Annotated in this window: 20 protein-coding genes; 12 read left to right on the top strand and 8 right to left on the bottom strand. The window is 32.8% G+C overall.

The genetic code is table 11. The features are described 5' to 3' along the window. Positions 1–182: 182 nt before the first annotated feature. From BTR34_RS14790 to BTR34_RS14735, 12 genes are all read left to right on the top strand, one after another. Positions 183–1,079, top strand: a complete 897-nt coding sequence (locus BTR34_RS14790) for a polysaccharide deacetylase family protein (RefSeq protein WP_068482467.1) — start codon at positions 183–185, stop codon at positions 1,077–1,079. A gap of 27 nt (positions 1,080–1,106) precedes the next feature. Continuing rightward, on the top strand, positions 1,107–2,282 hold the full coding sequence (locus BTR34_RS14785; protein WP_068482470.1) for a glycosyltransferase: 1,176 nt from the start codon (positions 1,107–1,109) through the stop codon (positions 2,280–2,282). Between the two features lie 9 nt (positions 2,283–2,291). After that, on the top strand, positions 2,292–3,509 hold the full coding sequence (locus tag BTR34_RS14780) for a glycosyltransferase (protein WP_068482473.1): 1,218 nt from the start codon (positions 2,292–2,294) through the stop codon (positions 3,507–3,509). A gap of 10 nt (positions 3,510–3,519) precedes the next feature. Further along, complete coding sequence (locus BTR34_RS14775; protein ID WP_068482476.1) at positions 3,520–4,524, top strand: polysaccharide biosynthesis protein; 1,005 nt, start codon at positions 3,520–3,522, stop codon at positions 4,522–4,524. Positions 4,525–4,527: 3 nt separating this feature from the next. Then, entirely contained in the window at positions 4,528–4,953 is a 426-nt protein-coding gene (locus BTR34_RS14770) for a hypothetical protein (protein ID WP_068482479.1), read from the top strand. 10 nt (positions 4,954–4,963) lie between these two features. After that, a complete protein-coding gene (locus BTR34_RS14765) occupies positions 4,964–6,097 on the top strand; it encodes a polysaccharide biosynthesis C-terminal domain-containing protein (protein ID WP_068482482.1) in 1,134 nt (377 codons plus the stop codon). A gap of 20 nt (positions 6,098–6,117) precedes the next feature. Beyond that, positions 6,118–7,251, top strand: a complete 1,134-nt coding sequence (wecB, locus tag BTR34_RS14760; protein WP_068482485.1) for a non-hydrolyzing UDP-N-acetylglucosamine 2-epimerase — start codon at positions 6,118–6,120, stop codon at positions 7,249–7,251. Then, a complete protein-coding gene (locus tag BTR34_RS14755; RefSeq protein WP_068482488.1) occupies positions 7,223–8,422 on the top strand; it encodes a glycosyltransferase family 4 protein in 1,200 nt (399 codons plus the stop codon). Before wecB ends, BTR34_RS14755 begins: the two co-directional genes overlap by 29 nt. Before the next feature lie 7 nt (positions 8,423–8,429). Beyond that, positions 8,430–9,326, top strand: coding sequence for an NAD-dependent epimerase/dehydratase family protein (locus tag BTR34_RS14750; protein ID WP_068482491.1), 897 nt, complete (start codon positions 8,430–8,432; stop codon positions 9,324–9,326). Between the two features lie 20 nt (positions 9,327–9,346). Beyond that, complete coding sequence (locus tag BTR34_RS14745; RefSeq protein WP_068482494.1) at positions 9,347–10,327, top strand: MraY family glycosyltransferase; 981 nt, start codon at positions 9,347–9,349, stop codon at positions 10,325–10,327. 172 nt (positions 10,328–10,499) lie between these two features. Beyond that, positions 10,500–14,072, top strand: coding sequence for a PQQ-dependent sugar dehydrogenase (locus BTR34_RS14740; RefSeq protein WP_068482497.1), 3,573 nt, complete (start codon positions 10,500–10,502; stop codon positions 14,070–14,072). Continuing rightward, entirely contained in the window at positions 14,069–14,749 is a 681-nt protein-coding gene (locus tag BTR34_RS14735; RefSeq protein WP_068482501.1) for a fibronectin type III domain-containing protein, read from the top strand. Before BTR34_RS14740 ends, BTR34_RS14735 begins: the two co-directional genes overlap by 4 nt. Before the next feature lie 166 nt (positions 14,750–14,915). Here BTR34_RS14735 and BTR34_RS14730 read toward each other — a convergent pair whose 3' ends face one another. From BTR34_RS14730 to BTR34_RS14695, 8 genes are all read right to left on the bottom strand, one after another. Next, positions 14,916–16,097 (bottom strand): OmpA family protein, encoded by a 1,182-nt coding sequence (locus BTR34_RS14730; protein WP_068482503.1) that lies wholly within the window; start codon positions 16,095–16,097, stop codon positions 14,916–14,918. A gap of 643 nt (positions 16,098–16,740) precedes the next feature. Beyond that, positions 16,741–17,880, bottom strand: a complete 1,140-nt coding sequence (gene bshA, locus BTR34_RS14725; RefSeq protein WP_068482505.1) for an N-acetyl-alpha-D-glucosaminyl L-malate synthase BshA — start codon at positions 17,878–17,880, stop codon at positions 16,741–16,743. Positions 17,881–17,898: 18 nt separating this feature from the next. Beyond that, positions 17,899–20,808 carry a glycoside hydrolase family 3 N-terminal domain-containing protein gene (locus BTR34_RS14720; RefSeq protein ID WP_068482508.1) on the bottom strand — a complete coding sequence of 970 codons (2,910 nt, stop codon included), beginning with the start codon at positions 20,806–20,808 and terminating at the stop codon, positions 17,899–17,901. Between the two features lie 94 nt (positions 20,809–20,902). After that, the gene (locus BTR34_RS14715; protein ID WP_068482511.1) at positions 20,903–21,385 is read right to left on the bottom strand and encodes an ABC transporter ATPase; all 483 of its coding nucleotides are present in this window, start codon (positions 21,383–21,385) and stop codon (positions 20,903–20,905) included. Between the two features lie 18 nt (positions 21,386–21,403). Continuing rightward, positions 21,404–22,195 (bottom strand): (Fe-S)-binding protein, encoded by a 792-nt coding sequence (locus BTR34_RS14710; RefSeq protein WP_068482514.1) that lies wholly within the window; start codon positions 22,193–22,195, stop codon positions 21,404–21,406. 8 nt (positions 22,196–22,203) lie between these two features. Beyond that, complete coding sequence (locus BTR34_RS14705; protein ID WP_068482516.1) at positions 22,204–23,529, bottom strand: (Fe-S)-binding protein; 1,326 nt, start codon at positions 23,527–23,529, stop codon at positions 22,204–22,206. 15 nt (positions 23,530–23,544) lie between these two features. Next, complete coding sequence (locus BTR34_RS14700; protein WP_068482519.1) at positions 23,545–24,513, bottom strand: MlaD family protein; 969 nt, start codon at positions 24,511–24,513, stop codon at positions 23,545–23,547. 47 nt (positions 24,514–24,560) lie between these two features. Continuing rightward, positions 24,561–25,835, bottom strand: coding sequence for an N-acetylmuramoyl-L-alanine amidase family protein (locus tag BTR34_RS14695; RefSeq protein ID WP_068482522.1), 1,275 nt, complete (start codon positions 25,833–25,835; stop codon positions 24,561–24,563).

Below are 25,835 nucleotides of genomic sequence, written 5' to 3'. Positions count from 1 at the left end.
TCGTATTTTAGTAAACAACTTTGGGCAAGACCACAAGGCATTGAATGGAAAATTTAATTAAGATTTCGACTTAAGCCTGGCCGACAGGCAGCCAAGTGTTAAAGTATTTAAAACTCGATTATCGAGTAAAAAATCATACTATTAATAAGGTTCGTCCGTTTAATATATAATTAAATATAAAAATGCACTACATAACTAAATTAGAGGAATTACAAAACTATTGGGCAAAATCTAAAAAAGCCCAAATAAGAAGTTTTGCTCGCAACATAGCTTTAGATCTTATATCACTAAAGGAAAGTAGTGTAGATTTTGATAAAGTCTTTGAAAAACCAAGAGTGCATTTTCTATACATTCATCATATTTTCGATGACGAAATAGTCAATTTTGATTTGTTATTAAAGCTTTTATCAAAACAACACACTTTTTTATCACATTCAGATGCCATTAAAAAAGTATTATCTGGCAACATCGATAAACCTTATATTTCTTTCAGCTCAGATGATGGCTTAAAAAGTAACTTGAAAGCTGCCGAAATATTGAATAAATATGGAGCATCAGCTTGTTTTTTTGTTAATCCAAATTCTATTGGAATAGATTCCATCGAAAAAGCTGCAGAATTTTGCAGAACACGTATAGATATGCCTCCGGTAGAATTTTTAAATTGGAAAGATTTAGATTCTTTATTGAAACAAGGACATGAAATAGGCGCCCATACCATGAACCATGAAGATGTTGCCAAGTTAACCTTAAACGAATTTGAGGATAATTTAAATCAATGTAAAACCGTTTTAACGGCTTCTTGTGGAGATATTCCTCATTTTGCATATACCTATGGCGGATTTAATAACTTTAATAAAGCTGCATACGATTTAGTTTTTAAAACAGGTTACAGTTCTTGCTCTTCTGGCGTTAGGGGTGCACATATAAGTGATGGCACAGTAATAAAAGAGAATGAATTTCTACCAAGAAGGGACCATATTATTGGCGGTTGGAAATTAAGTCACATGAAACATTTTTTAAAAAAAAGTATTGAAGAAGTATCCATTCAAAATAACTATTTACCATCTAGCTGGAAATAATTTAGGCTATTAATACTTCGTTTTTAAATGAAACCAAAACCAACAATACATTTTACAAACAACCTTGCTCCGCATTACATGGAGCCATTAATATTGCAATTATTAGAAAGTGATGATTTTGATTTTAGCTTTTCATGTGGGAAAAATGAAAATAATGGAATACAAACTATAGATTTCAGCTCACCCAAATATCAAGCACATTCAAATAAAATAAATAGCAACATCAAAAATATTTGGATTAAGAATAAGTACTTAGTTTGGCAAGGTGGTGTTATAAAGCAATGTCTATTTGGCAAGAAAATAGATTTAATGATTTTACTGGGAGAAGCTCAATTATTTTCTAATTGGGTTGCAGCGATTGTTTGTAGAATTAGAGGTATAAATATTGCTTTTAGAGGTCATGGTTTATATGGCAATGAGGGCTTTTCAAAAAAATTATTAAGAACTACCTTTTATAAATTAGCTAATGCAAATATGGTTTATGAAAGACGTTCTAAAAACATATTGATTGAAAATGGTTTTAAAGAAAATAAAATTCATGTCGTTTTTAACTCACTAAATTATTACTACCAAAAAAGTCAACGACAAAAGTATACTGAAGTAAGTAAGAGTGATGTTTTTAATTTTTTCAAGAATCCCAATTTACCAGTTTTAATCTTCTCTGGTAGATTAACCAAGGCCAAAAAACTTAAAATGCTTTTGGAGACGTGTAAATTAATTAATAACGCTAATGAACAAAAGGTAAATGTATTAATAATTGGGGATGGCGAGGATAGTGAACATTTGCACAAATTTGCTGAGTCTAATCTTCCGCAAGGAAGTTTTAAATTCTATGGTAGCTGTTATGATGAGGAAATCATTGGAAAATTTTTCTCAAAAGCAGATTTATGTGTTTCTCCAGGTAATGTAGGGCTTACTGCTATACATTCTTTAAGTTATGGAACACCTATTTGTACTCACAACAATTTTGGCAATCAAGGACCTGAAGCCGAAGCAATTGAAGATAATGTAACTGGCTTTTATTTCGAAGAAAATAATATTAGAGATTTATTTACAAAAACACTTTCTTGGATTAATAAGAATCCAAATAAAAGCAATGATTTAGTACAAAATTGCTACACTATTATTGATAAATATTATAACCCTCAATTTCAAGAAAAAGTTTTTCTTAATCTTGCGCAAAAAAAAGCACCAATTGTTTGATGTAGTAATATGAAAAAAATTTTACAAATAAATACAACTGTTGGTTACGCATCTCCTGGTAAAATTGCCAATGATATTGGCGATTTATTATTAGAAGATGGATTTGAAAGTTATATAGCTTATGGCAGAGAGCCAGAAAGTAAAAGTAATTCTAAGGTTATAAGAATTGGAAATAACATTGATAATTATGCACATGTACTTTCCACTCGCCTATTTGACGACCATTGTTTTTCATCAAAAAATGCGACAAAAAAATTAGTAGCTCAAATAAAAGAAATTAAACCAGATTTAATACAAATACATAATCTTCATGGGTATTACATTAATATTGAAGTTCTTTTTAGTTATTTAAAGGATTTAAATATACCTATCACTTGGACGTTTCATGATGCATGGGCAATTACAGGTCACTGCACTCATTTTGAGCATGTTGGTTGTCAAAAATGGCTAACCGGCTGTTATAAATGTCCACAAACAAATACCTACCCAAATTCTATTTTATTTGATCGCTCCAAGAAAAATTATATTGATAAAAAGCGCTTATTCAATTATCCGAAAAACTTAAATATAATTACTCCCTCTGGCTGGTTAGCTGATCTGGTTAAGCAATCTTTTTTAAAAGAACATACCATTTCAGTTATTCCTAATGGCGTTTCTCAAGAAATTTTTAAACCACGAAAAAAAGCGGATTTAGAAAAAAAGCTGAATTTAAAAAATAAATTCACTGTTTTAGGAGTTTGTAGTGTGTGGGATAAAGGAAAAGGATTTTTTGATTTTATTGAGCTTTCCAAAATTCTTGGAGATGAATGTATTCTAATAATGGTTGGCGTAACAGCAAAACAGGCCCAATTATTACCTGAAAATATTAAAGCCATCCCAAGAACAACGAATGCTGAAGAATTAGCTGAAATATATTCTATTGCAGATGTTTACTTAAACTTAACATATGCAGACACATTTCCTACAACTAATTTAGAAGCTTTGTCTTGTGGTACACCAATTATCACTTACAAAACCGGTGGTAGTGTTGAGTCTGTAACTGAAAAAACAGGATTAGTTATTGAGCAAGGGAATATTACAGCTGCTTTAAAGGCAATTGAACATATTAAGAAAAATGGAAAACAAAAGTATGAAGAGCATTGTTTAGCTTTTGCAAAAGAAAAATTTAATAAGAAAACACAATACTTAGAATATATAAAACTTTACAAACCCCTATTGGGTATTTAAAAATACATTTATGTTTAAAGATAAAACTTTGTTAATTACAGGAGGTACTGGCTCTTTTGGAAACGCCGTTCTAAATCGTTTTTTAGAAACCGATATTAAAGAAATAAGAATCTTTAGTAGAGATGAAAAAAAACAAGATGATATGAGAAACACCTTAAAGAACAGCAAAATAAAGTTCTATATAGGGGATGTAAGAGACTATAATAGTATTTCTAATGCTATGAGAGGGGTTGACTATGTTTTTCATGCAGCTGCTTTAAAACAAGTTCCCTCTTGCGAGTTTTTCCCAATAGAAGCTACTAAAACAAATGTTTTTGGAACTCAAAACACAATTGATGCTGCCATTGCACATGGTGTAAAACGTATTATTTGTTTGAGTACAGATAAAGCGGCTTACCCAATAAACGCAATGGGTATTAGTAAAGCATTAATGGAAAAAGTTGCTGTTGCGGCCTCTAGAAATATTCAAGATGATAATACCATTGTATGCTTAACAAGATATGGTAATGTTATGGCTTCAAGAGGTTCAGTTATTCCGCTTTTTGTGAAACAAATTGAAGACAATTTACCACTTACAATTACAGATCCAAAAATGACCAGGTTTCTAATGTCTTTAGAAGATGCTGTAGATTTAGTTCTTTTTGCATTTAAAAATGGAAATCAGGGAGACTTATTTGTAAATAAAGCCCCGGCAAGTACCATTGGCGATTTAGCTCAATCTGTAAAAGAAATCTTTAAAGCAGATAACCCAATAAAAATTATTGGAACAAGACATGGTGAAAAACTGTATGAAACACTTTGTACAAGAGAAGAAATGCAAAAAGCAGAAGATATGGGTGAATTCTATAGAATACCTGCAGACAATAGAGATTTAAATTATAGCAGATATTTCTCTGAAGGTGAAACGGATATTAGTAACATAGAAGACTACCATTCTCACAATACAGAGCAATTATCTAATGAAGCATTAAAAAATTTGCTTTTAAATTTAGACTATATAAAAGAGCAGTTGTAAAATATGGCTTATACTATTTATGAAGGTTTAAAGCATACGGACGAAAGAGGATCAATAAAATTTTTCAACACACTTAACATGAAAGAAATTGTTAGGATGTATGAAATAAATCCGGCGTCTACAAGTCTAGTTAGAGCTTGGCAAGGACATAAATTTGAAAAAAAGTGGTTTTACTGTAGCGAAGGGAGCTTTGTTATTAATCTATTGAAAATAGATGATTTTAATAATCCATCTTCCCTTCTAGTACCAGAGAAAATAGTTTTAGACAGTTCTAATCCAGTTGTTTTAGAAATATCTGGTGGATATGCCACAGGTATTCAAGCAATTAATAAAAACTCTAAGCTTATGGTCTATTCCGACTTTAGTTTAGATCAATCTAAAAATGATGATTATAGATTTCCTGTTGATCAATGGGATTTTATAAAATAAATTAATAAGAATGAAAACAATTGGTATCACTGGTCAAAACGGTTTTGTAGGCAATCACCTGTTTACAACTTTATCTTTAGATGAGAATATTAAACTAATTCCATTTAAACGTAGCTATTTTGAAAGTACAGCTGAGCTAGAAAATTTTGTTAAACAGTGCGATACTGTTGTGCATTTATCTGCAATGAATCGGCATGATGACCCACAAGTTATTTATGACACTAATATTAAATTAGTAGATCAGTTGATTGCTGCCTGTACAAACCAAGAACATTATCCACATATTTTATTTTCTTCCTCTACTCAAGAATCAAAAGATAACCTGTATGGTAAATCAAAAAAAGAGGGTAAACTAAAATTAATTGAATGGGCAAAAAATGGGAATGGTAAATTTACATCGTTGACTATACCTAATGTTTTTGGTCCCTTTGGAAAACCTAATTACAATTCCGTAGTAGCCACATTTTGCCATAAAGTTGCTAATGGTGAAGAACCCGAAATAATAAATGATGGTGAAGTTGGCCTAATCTATATTAATGAATTAGTTGCCTTGATAATTGAAAGTATAACTAGTGATAAAGGGAAGAATAAAATAGGTAACAATAGTTTTGAATTAGAAATTGCCCCAACAAGCAAAAACAAAGTTTCAAAATTACTATCGTTAATTCTAGAGTACAGAAAAAATTACATGGAAAATGGTATTTTCCCCAATCTTGAAGATGACTTTGAAAAAGCGCTGTTTAATACCTTTAGATGTTATGTACCCGTAAATCATTATCCTGTAAAATACACTAAACACACAGACCCTAGAGGTAGTTTTGTTGAAATTGCCAAGACCCAAACAAGTGGTCAATTTTCTTTTTCTACGACAGTACCTGGCATTACTAGAGGCAATCACTTTCACACTAGAAAAGCAGAGCGTTTTGCTGTAATAAGTGGTAAAGCACTTATACAACTTAGAAAGATTGGTACAGATGAAGTTATAGATTATTACTTAGATGGTAAAGAACCTGCTTATGTAGATATGCCTATTTGGTATACACACAATATCAAGAATATTGGAGAAGAAGAATTAATTACTCTCTTTTGGATTAATGAACCTTTTGACCCAGAAAATGCGGACACCTATTTCGTAAATGTTTAAAAACAAATAAACCGACTAAATTGGAAAAACTAAAAGTACTTACCGTAGTAGGCACAAGACCAGAAATTATTCGTTTGGCCTGTGTATTAAATGCATTAGATGCTAACGAAGCTATAGATCACATTTTAGTCCACACAGGGCAAAACTATGATTATGAGCTCAATGAAATATTTTTTGAAGATTTAGAAATAAGAAGACCTGATCATTTCTTGAATGCCGCTGGTAAAAATGCAACAGAAACTGTTGGGAATATACTTATAAAAATTGACCCATTATTAGAAGAGCTAAAGCCCGATGCCTTTTTGGTCTTAGGAGATACCAATTCATGCCTATGTGCCATACCTGCTAAGAAAAGGCAAATTCCTGTTTTTCATATGGAAGCGGGTAATCGTTGTTTTGACCAAAGAGTACCAGAAGAGACCAATAGGAAAATTGTTGATCATGTTGCCGATGTTAATTTAACGTATAGCGATATTGCAAGAGAATACCTTTTAAGAGAAGGTCTACCTGCAGATAGAATTATAAAGACAGGCAGTCCAATGTTTGAGGTTTTAACACAGTTTATGCCTAAAATTGAAGCATCGGACGTGTTAGAAAAATTAAACCTTAAAAAAGACAACTATTTTGTGGTATCTGCCCATAGGGAGGAAAACATAAGTAACCCTAAGAACTTTGAAGGATTAATAGAATCTTTAAATCAAATTGCAGAGAAATATCAATACCCAATAATAGTTTCTACGCATCCTAGAACACGTAATATGTTAGATGCCAAAAAAATAAAAACGCATAAATTAATTCAGTTTTTAAAACCATTAGGATTTTCAGACTATAATGCATTACAATTAAACTCCTATGCTGTTTTATCAGATAGTGGCACCATTTCAGAGGAATCTTCGGTACTTAACTTTAGAGCGTTAAACATTAGAGAAGCACATGAAAGACCAGAAGCTATGGAGGAAGCTTCAGTTATGATGGTTGGTTTAGAGCCAAAAAGAATAATGCAAGGACTAGCTGCCCTGAAAGTGCAAAAGCGCAATCCAAATAGAAATTTTAGAACGGTAAGTGATTATTCAATGCCAAATGTTTCTGAAAAAATGGTAAGAATAATAATTTCATACACAGGTTATGTCAACAGAGTTGTCTGGTCAAAATAAAAAAAAGCAACTATTTATAATTTCTGAATTATTTTATCCTGAGACTATATCAACGGGATATATAATGACTGAAATTGCCAAGGAACTTTCCAAAGAAAATTCTATCACTGTAATTGCCGGACCAGAATTTTACGAAGAAAAGGAAAATACAGCAATAGAAAAACTAGATGGTATTACTATAATTAGAGGAAACTATTCAAAGTACAATAAGAATAATTTTGTCTCTAGAATTTATGGAGTACTATCTACTAGTTGGAAGATGTTTAGATTAATGAAAAAACATATTCCAAAAGAGAGTGAAATTTTAATGGTTACGAATCCATTGATATTGTTTGTTTTATCTAGTTTTTCAGTCAAGAAAAGACGTTGGAAAATCAAGCTCCTAGTGCATGATGTTTTTCCTGAAAACTTGATTATCGCAGGTGTATTAAAATCAGAAAGTTCAATTATTTATAGGACTTTGAAATCTATTTTCAAACGAGCATATTTAAAAATGAATACCCTAATTGTTCTAGGTCGTGACATGAAAAAATTATTTGAGGTAAAAACAAAAAATACTTCAAATATTGAAATTATTGAGAATTGGGGAGACACAATTAATATCCAAAAGCAAGACCTACCTAATTCGCCTCCTAGCTTTTTGTTTGCAGGTAATTTAGGTAGACTACAAGGGTTAGACTTATTATTAGAAGCACTAGATAAAACAAAAGAACATAATTACAACTTTACTTTCATTGGTTCGGGAGCTGTTGAAAATGATATAATAAATTATATTGAACAAAGTAACAATACAAATGTTCATAAACATGGTTGGTTACCTCGTGAAGAGCAAAATACTTTTATGGCTAAGGCTACAATTGGCGTTATTTCCTTAAAAAAAGGAATGTTTGGTCTAGGTGTACCATCTAAATGCTATAATTTACTGGCTGCAGGTAAACCAATTTTATATATTGGTGACAATGGCTCTGAAGTAGATTTATTAATTAAAGAATATAATATAGGCTGGTTTGCTGAAGCCGGAAATATTAATAATATAAAAGAAGTTCTGGTAGACATTTCTAAATGCGATTCTTCTACATTAAACTTAAAAAGTAATAACGCAAGAGAACTTGCGGAAAGCATGTATTCTAAAAAAGTTATATTAAGAAAATTCAATACTCTTTTTGAGTAGTAGCAATATGAATATATTACTAAGTGGCGCATCTGGTTTTTTAGGCTCAATAATTCAAAAATATTTTGAAGAATTAGGCCATAAGGTAGATTCAATTGGCCGTTCTAAAGAGAATACCATTGTTGCCAACTTAGCAGATTTTAATAGCTCTATAAACACCTATTACGATTTGGTCATTCATGCAGCAGGTAAAGCCCATATGGTGCCTAAGAATAGGGACGAGGAAAAAATGTTTTTTGATGTAAATCTAGAAGGCACTAAAAACCTAATTAAAAGCCTTGTAAAACCGCCTAAAAATTTTGTTTTTATAAGTACAGTAGCCGTTTACGGACTAGATTATGGCATAGATATTAAAGAGGATAATCCTTTAAACGCTAATACTCCGTATGGTATTAGCAAAAAAATGGCCGAAGAAGTTGTATTAAAATGGTCAAGTGAAAATAAAGTCTCTACCACAATCTTAAGGCTTCCCTTAGTTATTGGCCATAATCCAAAAGGAAATCTTATTAACATGATAAATGGAATTAAGAAAGGTTTCTATTTTAATATAGGAAAAGGCGATGCAAAAAAATCTATGGTTTTAGCGGAAGATATAGCAATAGCTATCCAGACTTTACTAAATCACCCTGGCACTTATCACTTAACCGATGGCTACGACCCTTCTTTTAAAGAACTCTCTAAGGTAATAGCAGATCATTATAAAATTAAAAGAGTGCCATCTTTAAGTTATTTTATTATTAAACCAGTTGCACTCATTGGCGATTTAATGGGCAAAATTTCCCCTATAAATAGTAATAAACTTAATAAAATAACCCAAAGCTTAACGTTTAACGATTCTAAAGTTAAATTAACTGGTTGGAAACCAAGACAAGTATTAATAAATAAAGAACTTTGGCTAAACTAGGCTATAAACAATAATTTACTATGAATATTACCACTTACATAATTCTAGCGATATTACTTTTCGTTGTAGAAATCATTTACTTAAAGGTGGCAAAAAAATATAATATTATAGATAATCCAAATAGTAGAAGTTCACATACCACTCCTACCATTAGAGGTGGAGGAATTATAATATTCTTAGCTTTTATAATTTATGGACTATGGTTTAATCAATTAGTGCCGCCTTACAGTTATTTAATCGTCTCTATAAGTTTAGTAGCCATAATAAGTTTCATAGATGATTTGGTTAGTCTGTCATCTAAAATTAGAATACTAGTTCACATACTTGCATTTACTTTAATATTCTATACATTAAATGTGTTTAGTATATACTCCATTTTTGTTATTCCTATTTATTATATAGTTGCTATAGGTTTTTTAAACATCTATAATTTTATGGATGGCATTAATGGCTTAACCTTTCTAAACACCTTGGCTACTTTCGCCATATTACTGGCACTAAACAGCTATTATTTAGAGTTCACGGATAATAATTTGCTAATAATTTTAATAATAGCTACACTCGTATTTGGTGTATTTAATTATAGAAATAAGCCTAAATGTTTTGCAGGTGACATTGGTAGCATTACAATTGGGCTAGCCATAATATATTTTGTAATCTCGTTCTATATCAAAACTAATAATCCCTTAATATTTTTGGCACTTTCTATGTATCTTATAGATGGGGGTTTAACCATTATTGAAAGATTATTTAGAAAAGAAAACTTATTTAAACCTCATAAAAGACATTTATATCAAGTTTTAGCAAACGATTTAAAAATAAACCACCTAACTATTTCTACTGGTTATTTTATAATTCAGATGTTGTTTAATGTATTTGCCTATTTTGCTATTACCAAGGGGCATAACAATATTTTATTATTAATTATACCTGTAGGATTTGTTTCTATTATTTATTTAGCTATTAAATTTAAGATTAAGAATACCCCTACTTTAGTATAATTGGTAAAAACCTATAAATAATTAAAAACAATTAATTGGAAATGAAATGATGTAACAATTGGGCATTCTAGATTTTATATGATAAATTGCATCCCCTTTTTGAATTAAATATTTACTTAAAAATCCAGAAAGCAAAATGTGCCGTATATAAATCAACCCCCAATTAAGCTTGATGAATAAAAGTTTATTGAAATTTCTATTGATTTTTGTTTTGCTTTTAAGTTTTAAAGCAAATGCACAAGTTTCATTTGAAGAAACGTTTACAAATTTATCTTTCAATTTCCCTGTAGAGATTCAAGGAAGTACAGATGGTAGCAATCGACTATTTGTTGTAGAACAGACAGGTTTAATAAAAGTATTTCCAAATAAATCTAATGTTACCTCGGGTGAACTAAGTACTTTTTTAGATATATCAGCAAACGTGGCATATAGTGCTGGCCAAGAAATTGGATTATTAGGTCTGGCTTTTCATCCTAACTATTCCTCCAATGGTTACGTTTATGTTTATTACATAGACCAACCAAGTAATTATAGAATAAATATTGCTAGGTATCAAGTAGACAGCAGTAATCCCAATACTTTAAATACATCTTCTAGAACAATTATAGCACAATTCACTAAAAATCAATCAGACTCAAACCACAACGGCGGCAAAATCGCATTTGGGCCAGACGGCTACCTTTATGTTTCTGTAGGCGATGGCGGTGGCGGAGGCGACCCACAGGGCAATGGTCAAAATTTAAATACTGTCTTTGGTAGTATACTTCGTATAGATATTGATTTAGATGGTAATAACCCAGTTGAAACAAATCCCGATTTGCCAAATGGAAATTATGAAATACCTTCAAACAATCCTAGAGTTGGGCAAAGTGGTTTAGATGAATTGTACGCCTGGGGGATAAGAAATACGTGGAAATTTTCTTTTGATTCTGCAGGTATCTTATGGGGGTCAGATGTTGGTCAAAATTCATATGAGGAAATCAATATAATTACCAGAGGAGGTAATTATGGTTGGAATAGGTTTGAAGCAAATTCGGAACCTAGTTATGGGCGAGAAACCACTCTTGCTACCAACCCAGATATAAAACCTATATTTTTTTATGACCATAGTGCATCAGATGTTTCCATTACCGGCGGCTATGTATACAAAGGTTCTTTAACTAATGATGTCCTTAAGGATAAATATATATATGGCGACTATGTATCCGGTCGGGTTTGGGCATTAGATTACAACCCGTCTAACGGTAGCACCTCAAATGAATTACTTTTTAAAACCAATGGTCAGTTCATTTCTTCTTTTGGAGAGGATGAAGCTGGTGAATTATATTTTTCCGATTACGGTACAAATGTAAAACTCTATAAGCTAACAGAAACCAGTACAGGACCGGTTACAACACCTATTAATGGAGTTGGTGAATGGAAATCCATATCTACAGGAACTAACGGTATTGTAGAAACAATCTCTGAAACAACTGAAGAGAACAAATATATTGGGGGTATATTTAGTACAGCCGGTAATCAAAATGTTTCAAATTTAGCATTACTCAACTCAGAAAATGAATGGCAAACATTAACCAGTGACGTAAATGGCCCTATATATTCAACTGTAGTAAGTGCAGACGGCTCCCTTTACGTAGGTGGTGATTTCACTTCTATAGGAGGAATAAATGCAAATAATATAGCCAAATGGGATGGCACGGCATGGTCATCACTTTCAACGGGAACTAATGGTCCTATTTTAAAAATTATTTTTGACGCAAATGAGGTATTATATGTAGGAGGAGTTTATACTACCGCTGGAGGTGTAGACGTGAACAATATTTCAAAATGGGAAAATAATAACTGGAGTCCACTTACCGACAATTCCACTGGAATATCTGGCACCAATAACGAAATAAGATCTATTGCATTTGACCAAAATAATAATATGTATGTCGGTGGTAATTTTGATACTGCGGGTGGTATATCTACCTCTAGAATAGCCAGATGGAATGGCTTAAACTGGTCAGCCTTAGGGTCAGGAACAAGTGGTTTTGTGCAGGCGATTGAATCTATTGGTAATTATTTATATGTGGGTGGAAATTTTGCAATTGCCGGAAACCAAACAGTTAATAGAATAGCGAGATACAATTTAAGTAATTCAACTTGGGAAAGTTTAGGAACAGGTCTTAGCGGAAATGTAAATGCAATTACTACAGATGGTACTTTCATATATGTTGGTGGTACTTTCGAAACAGCTAGTGACAATGGTACAATTGATAAAATAGTAAACAATTTAGCCAGATGGAGCGATGCACAAGGATGGCAGGCTTTGGGCCCAAATACTACCGTAGGGGTTAACACACGTGTAAATACTTTAAAATTTACAAAAAACAATAGTGAACTCATTGTTGGTGGAAATTTTAGCATTGCCGGTAATATAAATACCCAAAACATTGCTATCTGGGCAGAAGCTTTTTGTACTGAAGATAGTATAGTTCCCGAATATGCTATAAATGGAACTTGGGATAGTGGTAATAATAGTTTAACTGTAACGGAAGGTAATAACCTAACATTAAGCATTTTACCAAACACTGTGTCATTTACTATTACTCTTCCAGGAGGTACTATTGTAAACAATGATTATCTAATAGAAAATATTACTCCATCACAATCAGGAACTTATACTTTTACAACAGCTCAAGGTTGCACAGAAAATTTTGTATTAACTGTAGCTACAACTATAAACCAAGATGATGATGATGATGGCATAACTAATTCTTTAGATTTATGCCCTAATACACCAAACGGTACGACAGTGAATTCTAATGGATGTGCCGATTCACAATTAGATGATGACAATGATGGCATTTCAAATGATATAGATTCATGTCCAAATTCTCTTGCAGGAGCTGTGGTAGATTCCACTGGTTGTGCCATTACATCGACTTCAGATGATGATAATGATGGTGTATTAAATAATAATGACCAATGCCCAAATACACCGAGTGGTGAAACGGTAGATGAAAATGGTTGCTCTATTACAAGTATTTTTCCCGCAAACCAATTTCAAATAACCGCTACGGGAACAACTTGTATTACAAATAACAATGGTGCAATATTGGTTGAATCTATTACTATAGACAACTTTTTGGCAACACTTACTGGTCCAAACACCAATAATTCATATCCATTTTCTGAAGCATTGAATATTTCAGACTTAGAAAACGGAATATATGATCTTTGTATTACTTCGGTTGATTTCCCTAGTTATGAAAATTGCTCTAAAATTGTAATAAATGAACCTTCTCCATTAGATGTTCAATTAAATTTCGACTCTTTAACAAATAGTATAACGCTAAAAATGCAAGGGGCAAAAGAATATACTGTTGAAATCAATGGTAAGAGTATACAAACTAACAGTAATGAATTAGTAGTACCGCTATATGATGACGTTAATAATGTAAGTGTAGTTTCAGATCAGTTATGTCTAGGTAAATTCGAAGAAACTATTCTTATAGATAACGCCTTTTTAGTATACCCAAATCCTGTTAATGAAAGTGTTTTTGTAGATATTAAATCAATCACCTCAGACTTCGTAGAAATTGCTATTTTTACAGAAGCCGGACTTTTAATACATACAAACACTTATCAAGTAGAACAAAACATTATTGAAATAAACACAAGTGGTTTAACCACCGGTATTTACTTTTTAAGATTAAAGAATGATATAATTAATAAATCCTTTAAACTTATTAAACAATGAGAAAAGTAGGGTTTTTAATTACAATAGTGCTATTCATCCAATCTTGCGGGGTTGATGCAGATCTTTTGGAATACGCGCAAAAAAACATCAATATAACCCTTACTTTTCCTGAAAATAACTCAGAGTGCACTGAAGGTATTATTATTTCAGAAACTCAAAGTGAATTAATTTTTGAATGGAAAGATGAAAATAACAATAACCCCTATTTTGTTCATTTAACAAATATATCAACTGGGCAAACAGAATTATTTGAAAGTGAAACTACAGAATTGGCAATAACGCTTAATAGAGGCATTGTATATTCATGGTACGTAACAGGGAGTTTTAATAGTAGCAGTGAAATTTGGAATTTCTACAATGCCGGTCCTGGTATTGAATCAACTATTCCATATCCGGCAACCGCGATTTCACCAATATCTGGTGCTTCTATTTCACAAACCAGCACTACCGTTAACCTCATTTGGAATTCAGAAGATTTAGACGATGATATTGTTGGGTATGATGTGTACTTTAGTGAGGCTAAAGACCCCGAGCTTTACGGTACTGATATAGAAACAACAAGATTGAACGATATACCTGTAGAAAATGGCAAAACCTATTATTGGAAAATTGTAACCAAGGATAGCGTTGGTAACGAATCTATTTCTCCAATATTCACTTTTAGCGTAGGTACATAAAACTATTATTTACTGAATATCATTGTCAATTTCTTTATGAAGTAAAAGCATTTGACTACAAATAACTTAGCGTTAACTCGAGTAAATTGTACAACTTTATTTAGATATATATAAAAAGCCCGATAGAATTAATTCTACCGGGCTTTTATATATTTTATTTTCTAAGTTAAAACTCTATTATAACAAACTCGGAACGTCTATTGACCGCATGTTTTTCTTCAGGGCAATAAGTACCATCATTACACTCATTTAGTAACTTACGTTCACCATATGCTTCGGTCAACAATTTATCTTCTCTAACACCAATTGACAATAAATAAGCTTTAGTCTTTTCAACCCTTCGTTGAGATAACCAATCATTATACATAGAAGTTCCCCTAGAATCAGTATGCGACGTAATTTTTAATTTTAAGGTTGGTATTTCTCCTAATACTTCAGCTAAATCGTCTAAAACGTCTTTAGACTTTCTATTTACAACAGATGAATTTAAATCAAAATAAACATAACCTAGCTCTTCTATTCTCGATTTAATACTATTCCTTTTATTATTAAGTTCATCTAATTTTGCTTTTTCTGCTGCCGCTAAAGCATCTTCTCTTTTCTGTTTCTCAAGTCTTTCCGCTAGTAAAGCCTCGTCCCTTAACCTATTAACTTCATTAATTGAATCAGTTTGTCGCTGTTTTTCTTTTGCGATGGCCGCCATTAATTCAAGCTTCTCCTCTCCTCTTTTAGAAAGTCCTTTCTCTATGCCAAACTGATAAACCACACCTGCTGCGTGTTGTATATGATTTGTTACACCAACCTCTGATTTCATTGCCCATTTTCCGGTAGAATTAAAATCGAGCCCCCATCTATCTGAAAACCAAGTTCTAAATCCTACCACGGCATTATATGTACCTCTTCCTCTATTATTGGCATCAGTATACCCAGCGCCAATACCAATATAAGGATCAAACCAACCAGTTTGACCAATTATCTGATTTAAATCATATGTTAACCGTGCATCAAAAGCATAGTAAGGAATATCTTCAAAAATAACCTCATCGTCTATGATTTTACCGTCCTTATATTTATTGTACGTACCTATAGCTTCTAAACCAAGACCATTTTTAAAATACCTTCCAATGCTCACGCGTGAAGGGAAAGGAACAATATTCCATTCATCACCGACATCGAATAAACCGTCAAAAACATTTCCTGAATCATCTACGGCATTAAAACCTACACCAACAATCCATGAACTTTGAACAATACTATCCTTTGCCGTAATTTGTAGTTCTTCTTGGGCTTTGGAAATATTGGCCGCAAGAAATAGCAGTAAAAAACTAAAATATTTAATAGTTCTCATAATAATAAATTTGGGTTATAAAAAGTAAAATTAATTGTAATTCAAGCAGTTAACAAACAATTTCCACATAAAGCAATTAAAATCGATTGATAGTTATAAGTAATCTAATAATCGATAAAATACTATTGAATTCATGTGGATTTTGAGCTTAATCGAAGTTTGTAAATGCTAAATGGATTCAATACAAATATATGCCCTTACTTTGTCCTAGGTTTAAGCTTATGAAAAATTAAAGTGTTTACATTCTCTTTAATCTGCAGTTCTGCAAAGCTTATTATTTTTTCATCACTAAACCAATAAAATGCTTTTAGTAAACAACCTCATGGCAAGCCCATAAGGCAGTTATAGGAATAAATATTTTCATTTCGAGGCAAGCTTCGGAGCTTTTAATTCTCGATTATCGAGTAAATTCAATTACAAGAGGTTTTAAACCTGGCTTTTTGGTTCTATTAACCCTTACGTAATAGGTAATTAGCTCATCTTGATTTTTACTAAGAAAATATTATTCTTCAAAATGACCGCTATAATTTTAATTCAATATATTTTCTACCTTGAAACTATCAGAATTCTGAAATTCGTTTGTAAAGACACTATTACTTGAATACAATTGAATTATAAAAAAAGAGCACAAATAAATGAATGTCTAATTATTCTTAAAACGAGCCTTAAAAGCTCTTTCATAAACTTCCTCATAAAGAGGCACAACCTTCTGTATGTCAAAACGTTTGGCTTCGTTTAAAGCATTTAGTTTAAACCTTTCAAGTACTTCGTCATCTTTTAAAATAGAAATTGCTTTAGCAGCCATATCATTAAGATCGCCCACATTACTAAGAAAGCCACTGACTCCTTCTGTGTTTACTTCTGGAATACCACCGGCATTACTGGATATTACAGGAACTTTATTTATCATAGCCTCTAATGCTGCAAGGCCAAAACTCTCTGTTTCCGATGGCAATAGAAATAAATCTGAAAAACAAAGAATCTTATCAATTTCATTACTATTACCTAGAAATATCACCTTTTTTGCAATACCTAATTCCTCGCACAAGCGTTCAGCTCCTTCCTTTTCAGGCCCTTCACCTACCATTATAAGCTTAGAAGGTATTTCAAGTTGAATTTTACTAAATACTTTAATAACATCAGGTATTCGCTTAACTTTTCTAAAGTTACTTATATGGGTAACAATACGCTCTTCTTCATTTGCCATGTTAGAACGTTGGCAATCAGTAAAAGAGGTACTATATTTTTTTGCATCGATAAAATTAGGGATTACTTCAATTTCACCCTTTATATCAAAAGTATCTAACGTGCCTCTTTTTAAACTTTCAGATACAGAAGTTACTACATCAGATTGATTTATACTGAAGGTTACTGCAGGCTTATAAAAGGGATGCTTACCTACTAGAGTAATATCAGTTCCATGTAATGTTGTAATCATAGGCACATAAATACCTTCTTCTTCTAACATTTTTTTTGCCATATAGCCCGCATATGCATGCGGTATAGCATAATGCACGTGCAATAGGTCTATTTTATGCAGCTTTATAGTATCTACCAGTTTACTAGACAAAGCCAGTTCATAGGGTTGATAATGGAAAAGGGGATACTCTGGTACATGAACTTCGTGAAAGAATATTTTATTACTTAAAAGTTCAAGGCGTACGGGCTGTTTGTACGTAATAAAATGAATTTCATGACCTCTATTGGCCAATGCAATCCCTAATTCCGTTGCGACAACTCCACTACCACCGAAGGTAGGATAACATACTATTGCTATTTTCATTAATGCAAAACTACCTTTTTAATTCAAAATAGAGTCGTAAATAACCTGTTGAATTCTTGTTCTTAACCCAGATTTAACTAAAAGTGTGTTTGATGCAGAAGGATATGTTCTGTTCGATAAAAACACATATACTATTTCTTCTTCAGGGTCGGCCCAAGTATAGGTACCTGTAAAACCACTATGCCCAAAGCTTTTCCTAGATACACAACCGCATGTAGGGCCACTGTGTTCTAATTGAGGCTTATCAAAGCCCACTCCTCTCCTAACATTGTTTTCACAAAAATAACAGGTGTTGAATTTCTTAACCGTTCTTGAATCGAAAAATTTTGTGCCCCCATAATAACCCTCTTGTAAATACATTTGCATAATCTTGGCAATGTCATTGGAATTACTAAAAAGACCGGCATGACCACCTACACCAGCTTGCATTGCAGCACCCATATCATGGACATACCCTTGCACGGTACCATATCTATAATAATCATCTTCCTCAGAAGGAACAATCATGCTTTTATCGAACTTTTCTAACGGGTTATACGCAGTATGGTTAGCCCCTAATCTACTATAAAGAAAATTATTGCTTAATACATCTAATTTTAGCTTGTAATTATCTTCAATAACTTTCTTCATTACATAATAAGGAACGTCACTATAGCGATATCGGTTTGATTTTAAATCTTGTCTGCCTATTCTATTATAAATGGAGTCTTGATAGGCATCTGCCAGATATAAATTATCATATACCTTAGTTGAAAATCCAGGAAGCTTAGTATTTCGATAAAACTCCCCGGACGGTTTTTTATTCTCGTCAAGCGTACTAATATAAAAAGGTATCCATGCCGGTAAACGTCCATAATGTGATAAAGCTTTTAGTACCGTTACATTTTTAATTTCAGTATTGGAATAGTTGGGAACTAACTCTTCAAAAGTATTATTTAAACCAATAGCACCTTCTTCTTCCATCTTCATAACCATGGGTAATGTCGCTAGAATTTTAGTTAACGATGCCAAATCATAGATATAATCGTTAGTAATTTTCACTTTGGAGTCATAAGTAGGTTTACCAAAACCTTTTTGATAAACGACCTTTCCTTTTCTTGCTACTAATATTTGAGCCCCGGGAAACATTAAGCTATCGAGCCCACCAGTTACCATTCGGTCAATTTTCGCCAATCCTTTTGTGCTTAGTCCTACACGTTCTGGGATACTGTAACCTAATCTACTCAATGACAATGTTTTTTGTCCGGTATTCACAGGAAAATCAGAATGTGCACTTACAGGTAGTTTCCCAGTTGCACCAACTGCCCCAAAAAGAACTTCTGCAGTTTTCTCTTGCGCAATAGCACTATTTTGGTATGCCATTACAACAGCATTTATATTCTCAAAAGATTTAATATCAGCTAATGCATAAGGTTTTGCAAAAACGCAAAGAATAAGATTAGAGGTTCTTTCATTGCCAATATCCTGTAACCAATTAAGCTCCTTCGATGTAAATTTATACGATTTCCAAGGACTTTCATTACTTTTATGATGGCCGACAATTACTAAATTATATTCCTTTAATTTAATTTTTAAGGTGTTAATGTCATCAGCTTCTACTACAGTTACATTTGTATATTTTTTGAGTCCGTTCACGAAGGCCTCATTGGATTCATCACCGAACTTAACATAAGCTATTTTCTTATTATCTAAGTTCTTAATAGCTAATAGGTCTAAATCATTCTTTACTATTGTTATGGCATTCTCAATAGCCTCCTCATAAATAATATCGTCTTCAATACTATTTAAATCTTCATATAAATTTTTAATTGCAATTGGCTTATAATTGTTTAATCCCGCCTTATATTTTGCCAGTAATATTTTCTTAACTGAATATGCCAACCGTTGCTCACTTAACCTTCCTTTTTCGTAAGCCTTGGTTAGCTTTTCTTTAGCATTGACAATGTTCTCGGGCATTAAAAGCATATCATTACCGGCCATAAAAGCAGCAAGTTCTACACTGCCTTCCTTACCTTTTGTTGACACTCCTTTCATGTTCAAAGCATCGGTAAAAATTAAACCTTTATAACCTAACTCTTCTTTTAATAGTCCAGAAATTATTTGTTCGGAAATTGAAGACGGTAGTTCTTTTTGCATTTCGAGCGCTGGCACTTCTAAATGTGCAACCATTATACTACTTATTCCAGAACGTATGAGTTTTTTAAATGGATATAATTCTAAACTATCTAATCGTTTTCTAGAAAAAGGAATAACCGGTAAATTATGATGAGAATCTACTTCGGTATCTCCATGCCCGGGAAAATGCTTTCCATTCGCTAAAACACCAGCTCGTTCCATTCCTTTTACAAATGCAACCCCTTTTTCTACGACATTATCTCTATCCTCCCCAAACGAACGATTACCAATAATAGGGTTATTAGGATTGGTATTTATATCTAAATCTGGCGCAAAATTAATGTGTACTCCAAGTCTTTTAGCATGTTTGCCAATTTGATAGCCTACTTTCTCAACTACAACACTATCTTGTATAGCACCTAAAGTCATATTCCAAGGAAAGGCATAAGTGGAATCTAACCGCATTGAAAGACCCCATTCAGCGTCCATTCCTATTAACAGGGGAATTTTTGATACCGATTGATAATCATTAGTCAGTTGAGCCTGTCTAACCGGACCACCCTTAGAAAAGATCACGCCTCCTAAATTTTCTTTGACGATTAAACTTTTAAGGTTGTCTGTTGCCTGTTTACTTTGATTTGATGCAACACTTACCATAAATAATTGTCCCAATTTCTCATCTAATGTCATTTGAGAATACTGGCTATCAACCCAAGCTTTCTGAGCAAGACTATCTTTTGTAATTAGTGGATTTTGAGCAAGAATGCTAGAAGAGCATAATAAACCGCAAAAAAGTATTAAAATATATCGCATAAAATTATATGTACAGCAATAACTATTGAGAATTGAAATTATTGCATTTCATCGATATAACCCAATTAATAATGCACGTTGTGAAGAATTTATGTTATAAAAACCGAGCATGCCAGCTCTCAGAAGCCGGCACTTCCCAATGCTCTTGATATTCTCCTTTATTTGTGACCAAATTATTAAATACAATGGTATTTTTAGATATTGCTTTTTGTTTAGCCATCGCTTTAAAATCTAATAGACTTTTATAGGCTACAAATTCTCCTTGCTTATACGATACATTCATTTTATCAAGTAAAAGAACATCATATTTTTTTTCCAAGGCTTGAATAAAATGTACCGATGCATCAATAGAACAACCAGTAGCCCCTTGGCTTGTTTGGTCTAAAGCAATAATAATAAACCGCTTATATTTAAGCTCATAACCAGCATTTAAATCATTGCCATGTGCCGTCCATGATTCCAAAAAAGAATCTAAATCTGAACTGATATCAACAATTTCGGCATCAGAAAATGAACGATTGCATTGATAGATCCAAACTCTAGCTGTTTCTGGTAATATATTAAATTCTACTAGCAAATTAATTAATTTAAAATATTATAAATCTTCGGCAGTTGCAATCAATTCAGCAATATCCATTACCGCAATTGAAGCTTCCTTTTCTTTGTTCTTCACTCCATCGGTCATCATTGTATTACAAAACGGACAGCCGGCAGCAATTATTTCAGGTTTAGTTTCTAAAGCCTGTTCAGTGCGTTCAATATTAACATCCTTATCGCCCTTTTCCGGTTCTTTAAACATTTGTGCTCCACCAGCACCACAACAAAGACCTCTTTGCTTACAACTTTTCATTTCAACCAACTCAGCATCTAATTTTCTAATTAAATCTCGTGGTGCTTCGTAAACATCATTGGCTCTACCTAAATAACAAGGGTCATGAAAAGTTATACGCTTTCCCTTAAAAGCTCCACCTTCCATTGATATTCTGCCCTCAGTAAGTAGTTGTTTCAAGAATTGCGTATGATGTACTACCTCGTAGTTACCACCCAAACCTGGATACTCATTTTTAATGGTGTTAAAACAGTGCGGACAAGCTGTAACAATTTTCTTTACTTCGTATGCATTTAGTACCTCAATATTAGTAACTGCCTGCATTTGAAATAGAAATTCATTTCCTGCTCGTTTTGCTGGATCCCCAGTACAACTTTCTTCTGTACCTAAAACTGCAAATGATACGTTTGCCTTATTTAATATTTTAACAAAAGCTTTTGTTATCTTTTTTGCTCTATCATCAAAACTACCTGCACAGCCTACCCAAAATAACACTTCAGGTACCGTGCCGGAAGCAAAAAATTCGGCCATTGTTGGCACTTTTAGTTCACTTGCCATATCTTTATTTAAGATTCTTTACTCCAGTTTAAGCGGTCCATTTGATTAAATGGCCACGGTGCTCCATTATTTTCAATATTACCCATCATATTATTCAAATCAGTCGGAGCCGCAGATTGTTCCATTACTAAATATTGTCTCATATCCATAATAATAGAAAGTGGATCAATACTTATTGGGCAGGCTTCAACACAAGCATTACAAGATGTACATGCCCATAATTCTTCTGGGGTAATATAATCGTTTAATAATTGTTTACCGTCATCTTTAAACTCACCTTTATTTGCATCGATATTCTTACCAACTTCTTCAAGTCGGTCACGAGTATCCATCATAATTTTACGAGGCGATAATTTTTTTCCTGTTTGATTTGCAGGGCACTCGCTCGTACATCGTCCGCATTCTGTACACGTATATGCGTTCAATAATTGAACCCAACTTAAATCTTGCACGTCTGATGCACCAAACTTATCTGGGACAACGGCATCATCTGCAGGTTCCGCATATGGATCGGCATCGGGATCCATCATCATACGTACTTCGTCGGTTACAGATTGCAAATTTTTAAACTGTCCTTTAGGTGTTAACTTACCGTAATATGTATTCGGAAACGCTAATAGAATATGTAAATGTTTGGAATAATATAAATAGTTAAGGAAAAATAAAATCCCTGCAATATGCAACCACCAAGCTGTACGCTCTAATAATACGAGACTTGAAACAGACATTCCTTCAAACATAGGAGCAATTAAACTACTAACAGGAAATGAACCTGCAGCAGCATAATGATCAGCGCCCATTTGTTGTAATTGGTAGTCTGCACCATTCATGGTTAAAAAAAGTACCATCAAAACCAGCTCAATGTAAAGAATCATGTTACCATCGCTCTTAGGCCAACCTTTCATTTCTGGTTTCAAGAATCTTTTTAATTTAATAACATTTCTTCTAATCCAAAAAACAACAACTGCTAGAATTACCAGTAGTGCCAGTATTTCGAAAGAGCCTATTAAAATATCATAAACTGGACCTAAAAATGCGAACATTCTATGCGTACCAAAAATACCATCCAAGATTATTTCTAAAACTTCAATATTTATAATTACGAAGCCCACGTACACAATTATATGCAAAGCACCCGCAATAGGGCGTACTACCATTTTAGATTGTCCAAGGGCAATCTTTGCCATATTTTTCCAGCGCTGTGATTTATTATCTGTAATTGAAGCCTCTTTACCTAAAAAAATATTTCGCTTTAACTTTAAAACATTTTTCACGAAAAAGCCTATTCCTACAATTAATAGGATAATAAAAATAATATTTGGGAGATAGTGCATATAAATTAATCTTCTTTACTTCTCTATAGTATTTGCTGCAGGATCATCTTCCGGCAATTCGTATTCTTTCTGTTTTTTACCAAAAACAGAAACGTTAACATACCTTTTTGGATTAAGTCGAAAATCTTGTAATAGCAAATCTAATTCTCTTGATGCATTGGTTAAGTTCGTGTACATTTCTTTATCATTCATAAGCAGTCCTAATGTACCATCGCCACTTTCAATTTTGTTAGTTACTTTATCCAAACTCGCCATAGTCGATTCTAAACTAGCCAAAGTACGACCTAATCCTGCTGAATTTAACGAATCTGAAAGCTTAGCAAAATTAGCTGTAAGTATTTCAAAATTCTTAAATGAATTATCTAGCTTTTCATCGTTGTCTTTCAAAATAGTATTTAATGATGAAGCGCTACCATTAAGACTTGTTATTAAAGCGTTTAGTCCACCAATAACCTCCTTTAATTCTATTTTTGTTTTTTCATCCAAAACAGAATTTACATTAACCAGAACAGAATCCGCACCAGAAATCGCAGATTCGAATTTGCGAACCAATGGCGTTAATTTTTGCTGAGCCAAATCAGTAATTCCGGGTCTTGTCTCAGTCATTAAGGTATCTCCCGACTGTGCCAAATCCGTAGCATCAAAAACAGGTTTAATCTGTAGTCCCTTACCCCCAATAATTCCAGTATCATATAACTCTACTGTACTATTTTTTGAAAATTCAAACTCATTACTAACATTAAATGTTACTAATAAATTTCCTTGTTCATCTAAAAATTTAATATTGATCACCTTACCAACATTAAATCCATTTATTGAAACTGAGGTTCCCGATTGAAGTCCGCCAACATTTGGATAAACAGCATAAAAAGTTTTGCTATTATCAAAAATAGGCGATGACTTTAAAAAGCTGAATCCCATTATAAATAATAGAATTCCTCCAATTACAATAATTCCTGTTTTTAATTCTCTAGATAGTTTCAAGCAATTATTTTTTTAGTCCATTCAAAATTAGGAATAAAATTTACACTTTAAGGGGTAAATTCAGAAACCTCATCCATTGCATCTTTTATGGGTATTCTTTCACCAAGTTTATATGCAACAATATAAGCGGTAGCATATCCTTTATCGCGTGCTAAGGATTGCATCATTTCAGCTTCTCTATAAGACCTTGTTTCACCATACATATATCGATATAAATTCTTAAAAGGCTCTTGAGAAAGATTTGATAGTCCCTTAAAGTTACCTGGATTAAGTGATAAGTTTTTACTTGTGGCCATTATTTGTATTTTAAATACAATTGAATTTGCAACTTCTTTAGGGTTTATAGCTTCCTTAATTTTATCATCAATAACTGTCAGCTTTACTTCTTCCTTAACCATAATGTCACTGACCGGTTCTTGCTTTTTAACTACAGTAACTATCTCACTGGCATCATTCTTTTTTTCTTCTACTTTATTAATAATTTCCTTGTTATCTGGTTGATTTTTAGGCTTTTCAACGTTATTTGCAACTGAATTTACAGAAGGCTGTACCCCTTCCTTATAATGCAATATAGCCTTGGCTATCGCATTTCCCATATCATTTTGCCCTTTACTTGAATTTAAATAAGCACCTTCCTCCTTATTCGTTAAAAAACCTGTTTCAACCAACACACTTGGCATAAAAGTTTGATGTAAAACAATAAAACCAGCCTGCTTTACCTTTCTGTCAGTTCTCTTTAAAGAATTAGAAAAATTATCTTGAATCATCGTTGCCAGAGCTACACTTTGATCTAAAAATTCTTCTTGCATTATGGTTAGACCGATAACCGATTCTGGCGAGTTAATATCATAATCAGCATATCTATTCTCATAATTATCTTCAAGATAAATAACAGAGTTTTCTTTCTTAGCAATCTCAAAGTTTTGCTTATTTGCATGTAGGCCAAGTACAAAAGTGCCCGCTCCATGAGCATCTGATGTATGAGAATCGCAATGTACGGACACAAATAAGTCTGCATTTGCTTTATTTGCAACCTCGCCTCTCACGTATAAATCTATAAAAGTATCGTCTTTACGAGTATAAATAACTTTAATATCTTTATGAGCAGAAAGTATTTCACCTACTTTTAAGACAATATTTAAAGCTATTTTTTTCTCTAAATAGCCGTTACCCAAGTTACCTGGATCATGCCCACCATGACCTGCATCTAGGACAACCACAAAAGGGTCATTAATATTGTTTTCTTCAACTGGTACCGAAAAAGAAAGAAGTAAAAGCGATGAAGTTAAAACTAAAGAGAAATATCTGAATTTTATTTTCAT

Origin of the sequence: Maribacter hydrothermalis, assembly GCF_001913155.1 — a bacterium.
Lineage (GTDB): Bacteria > Bacteroidota > Bacteroidia > Flavobacteriales > Flavobacteriaceae > Maribacter > Maribacter hydrothermalis.
This window is presented reverse-complemented; position numbering and strand designations above follow the sequence as displayed.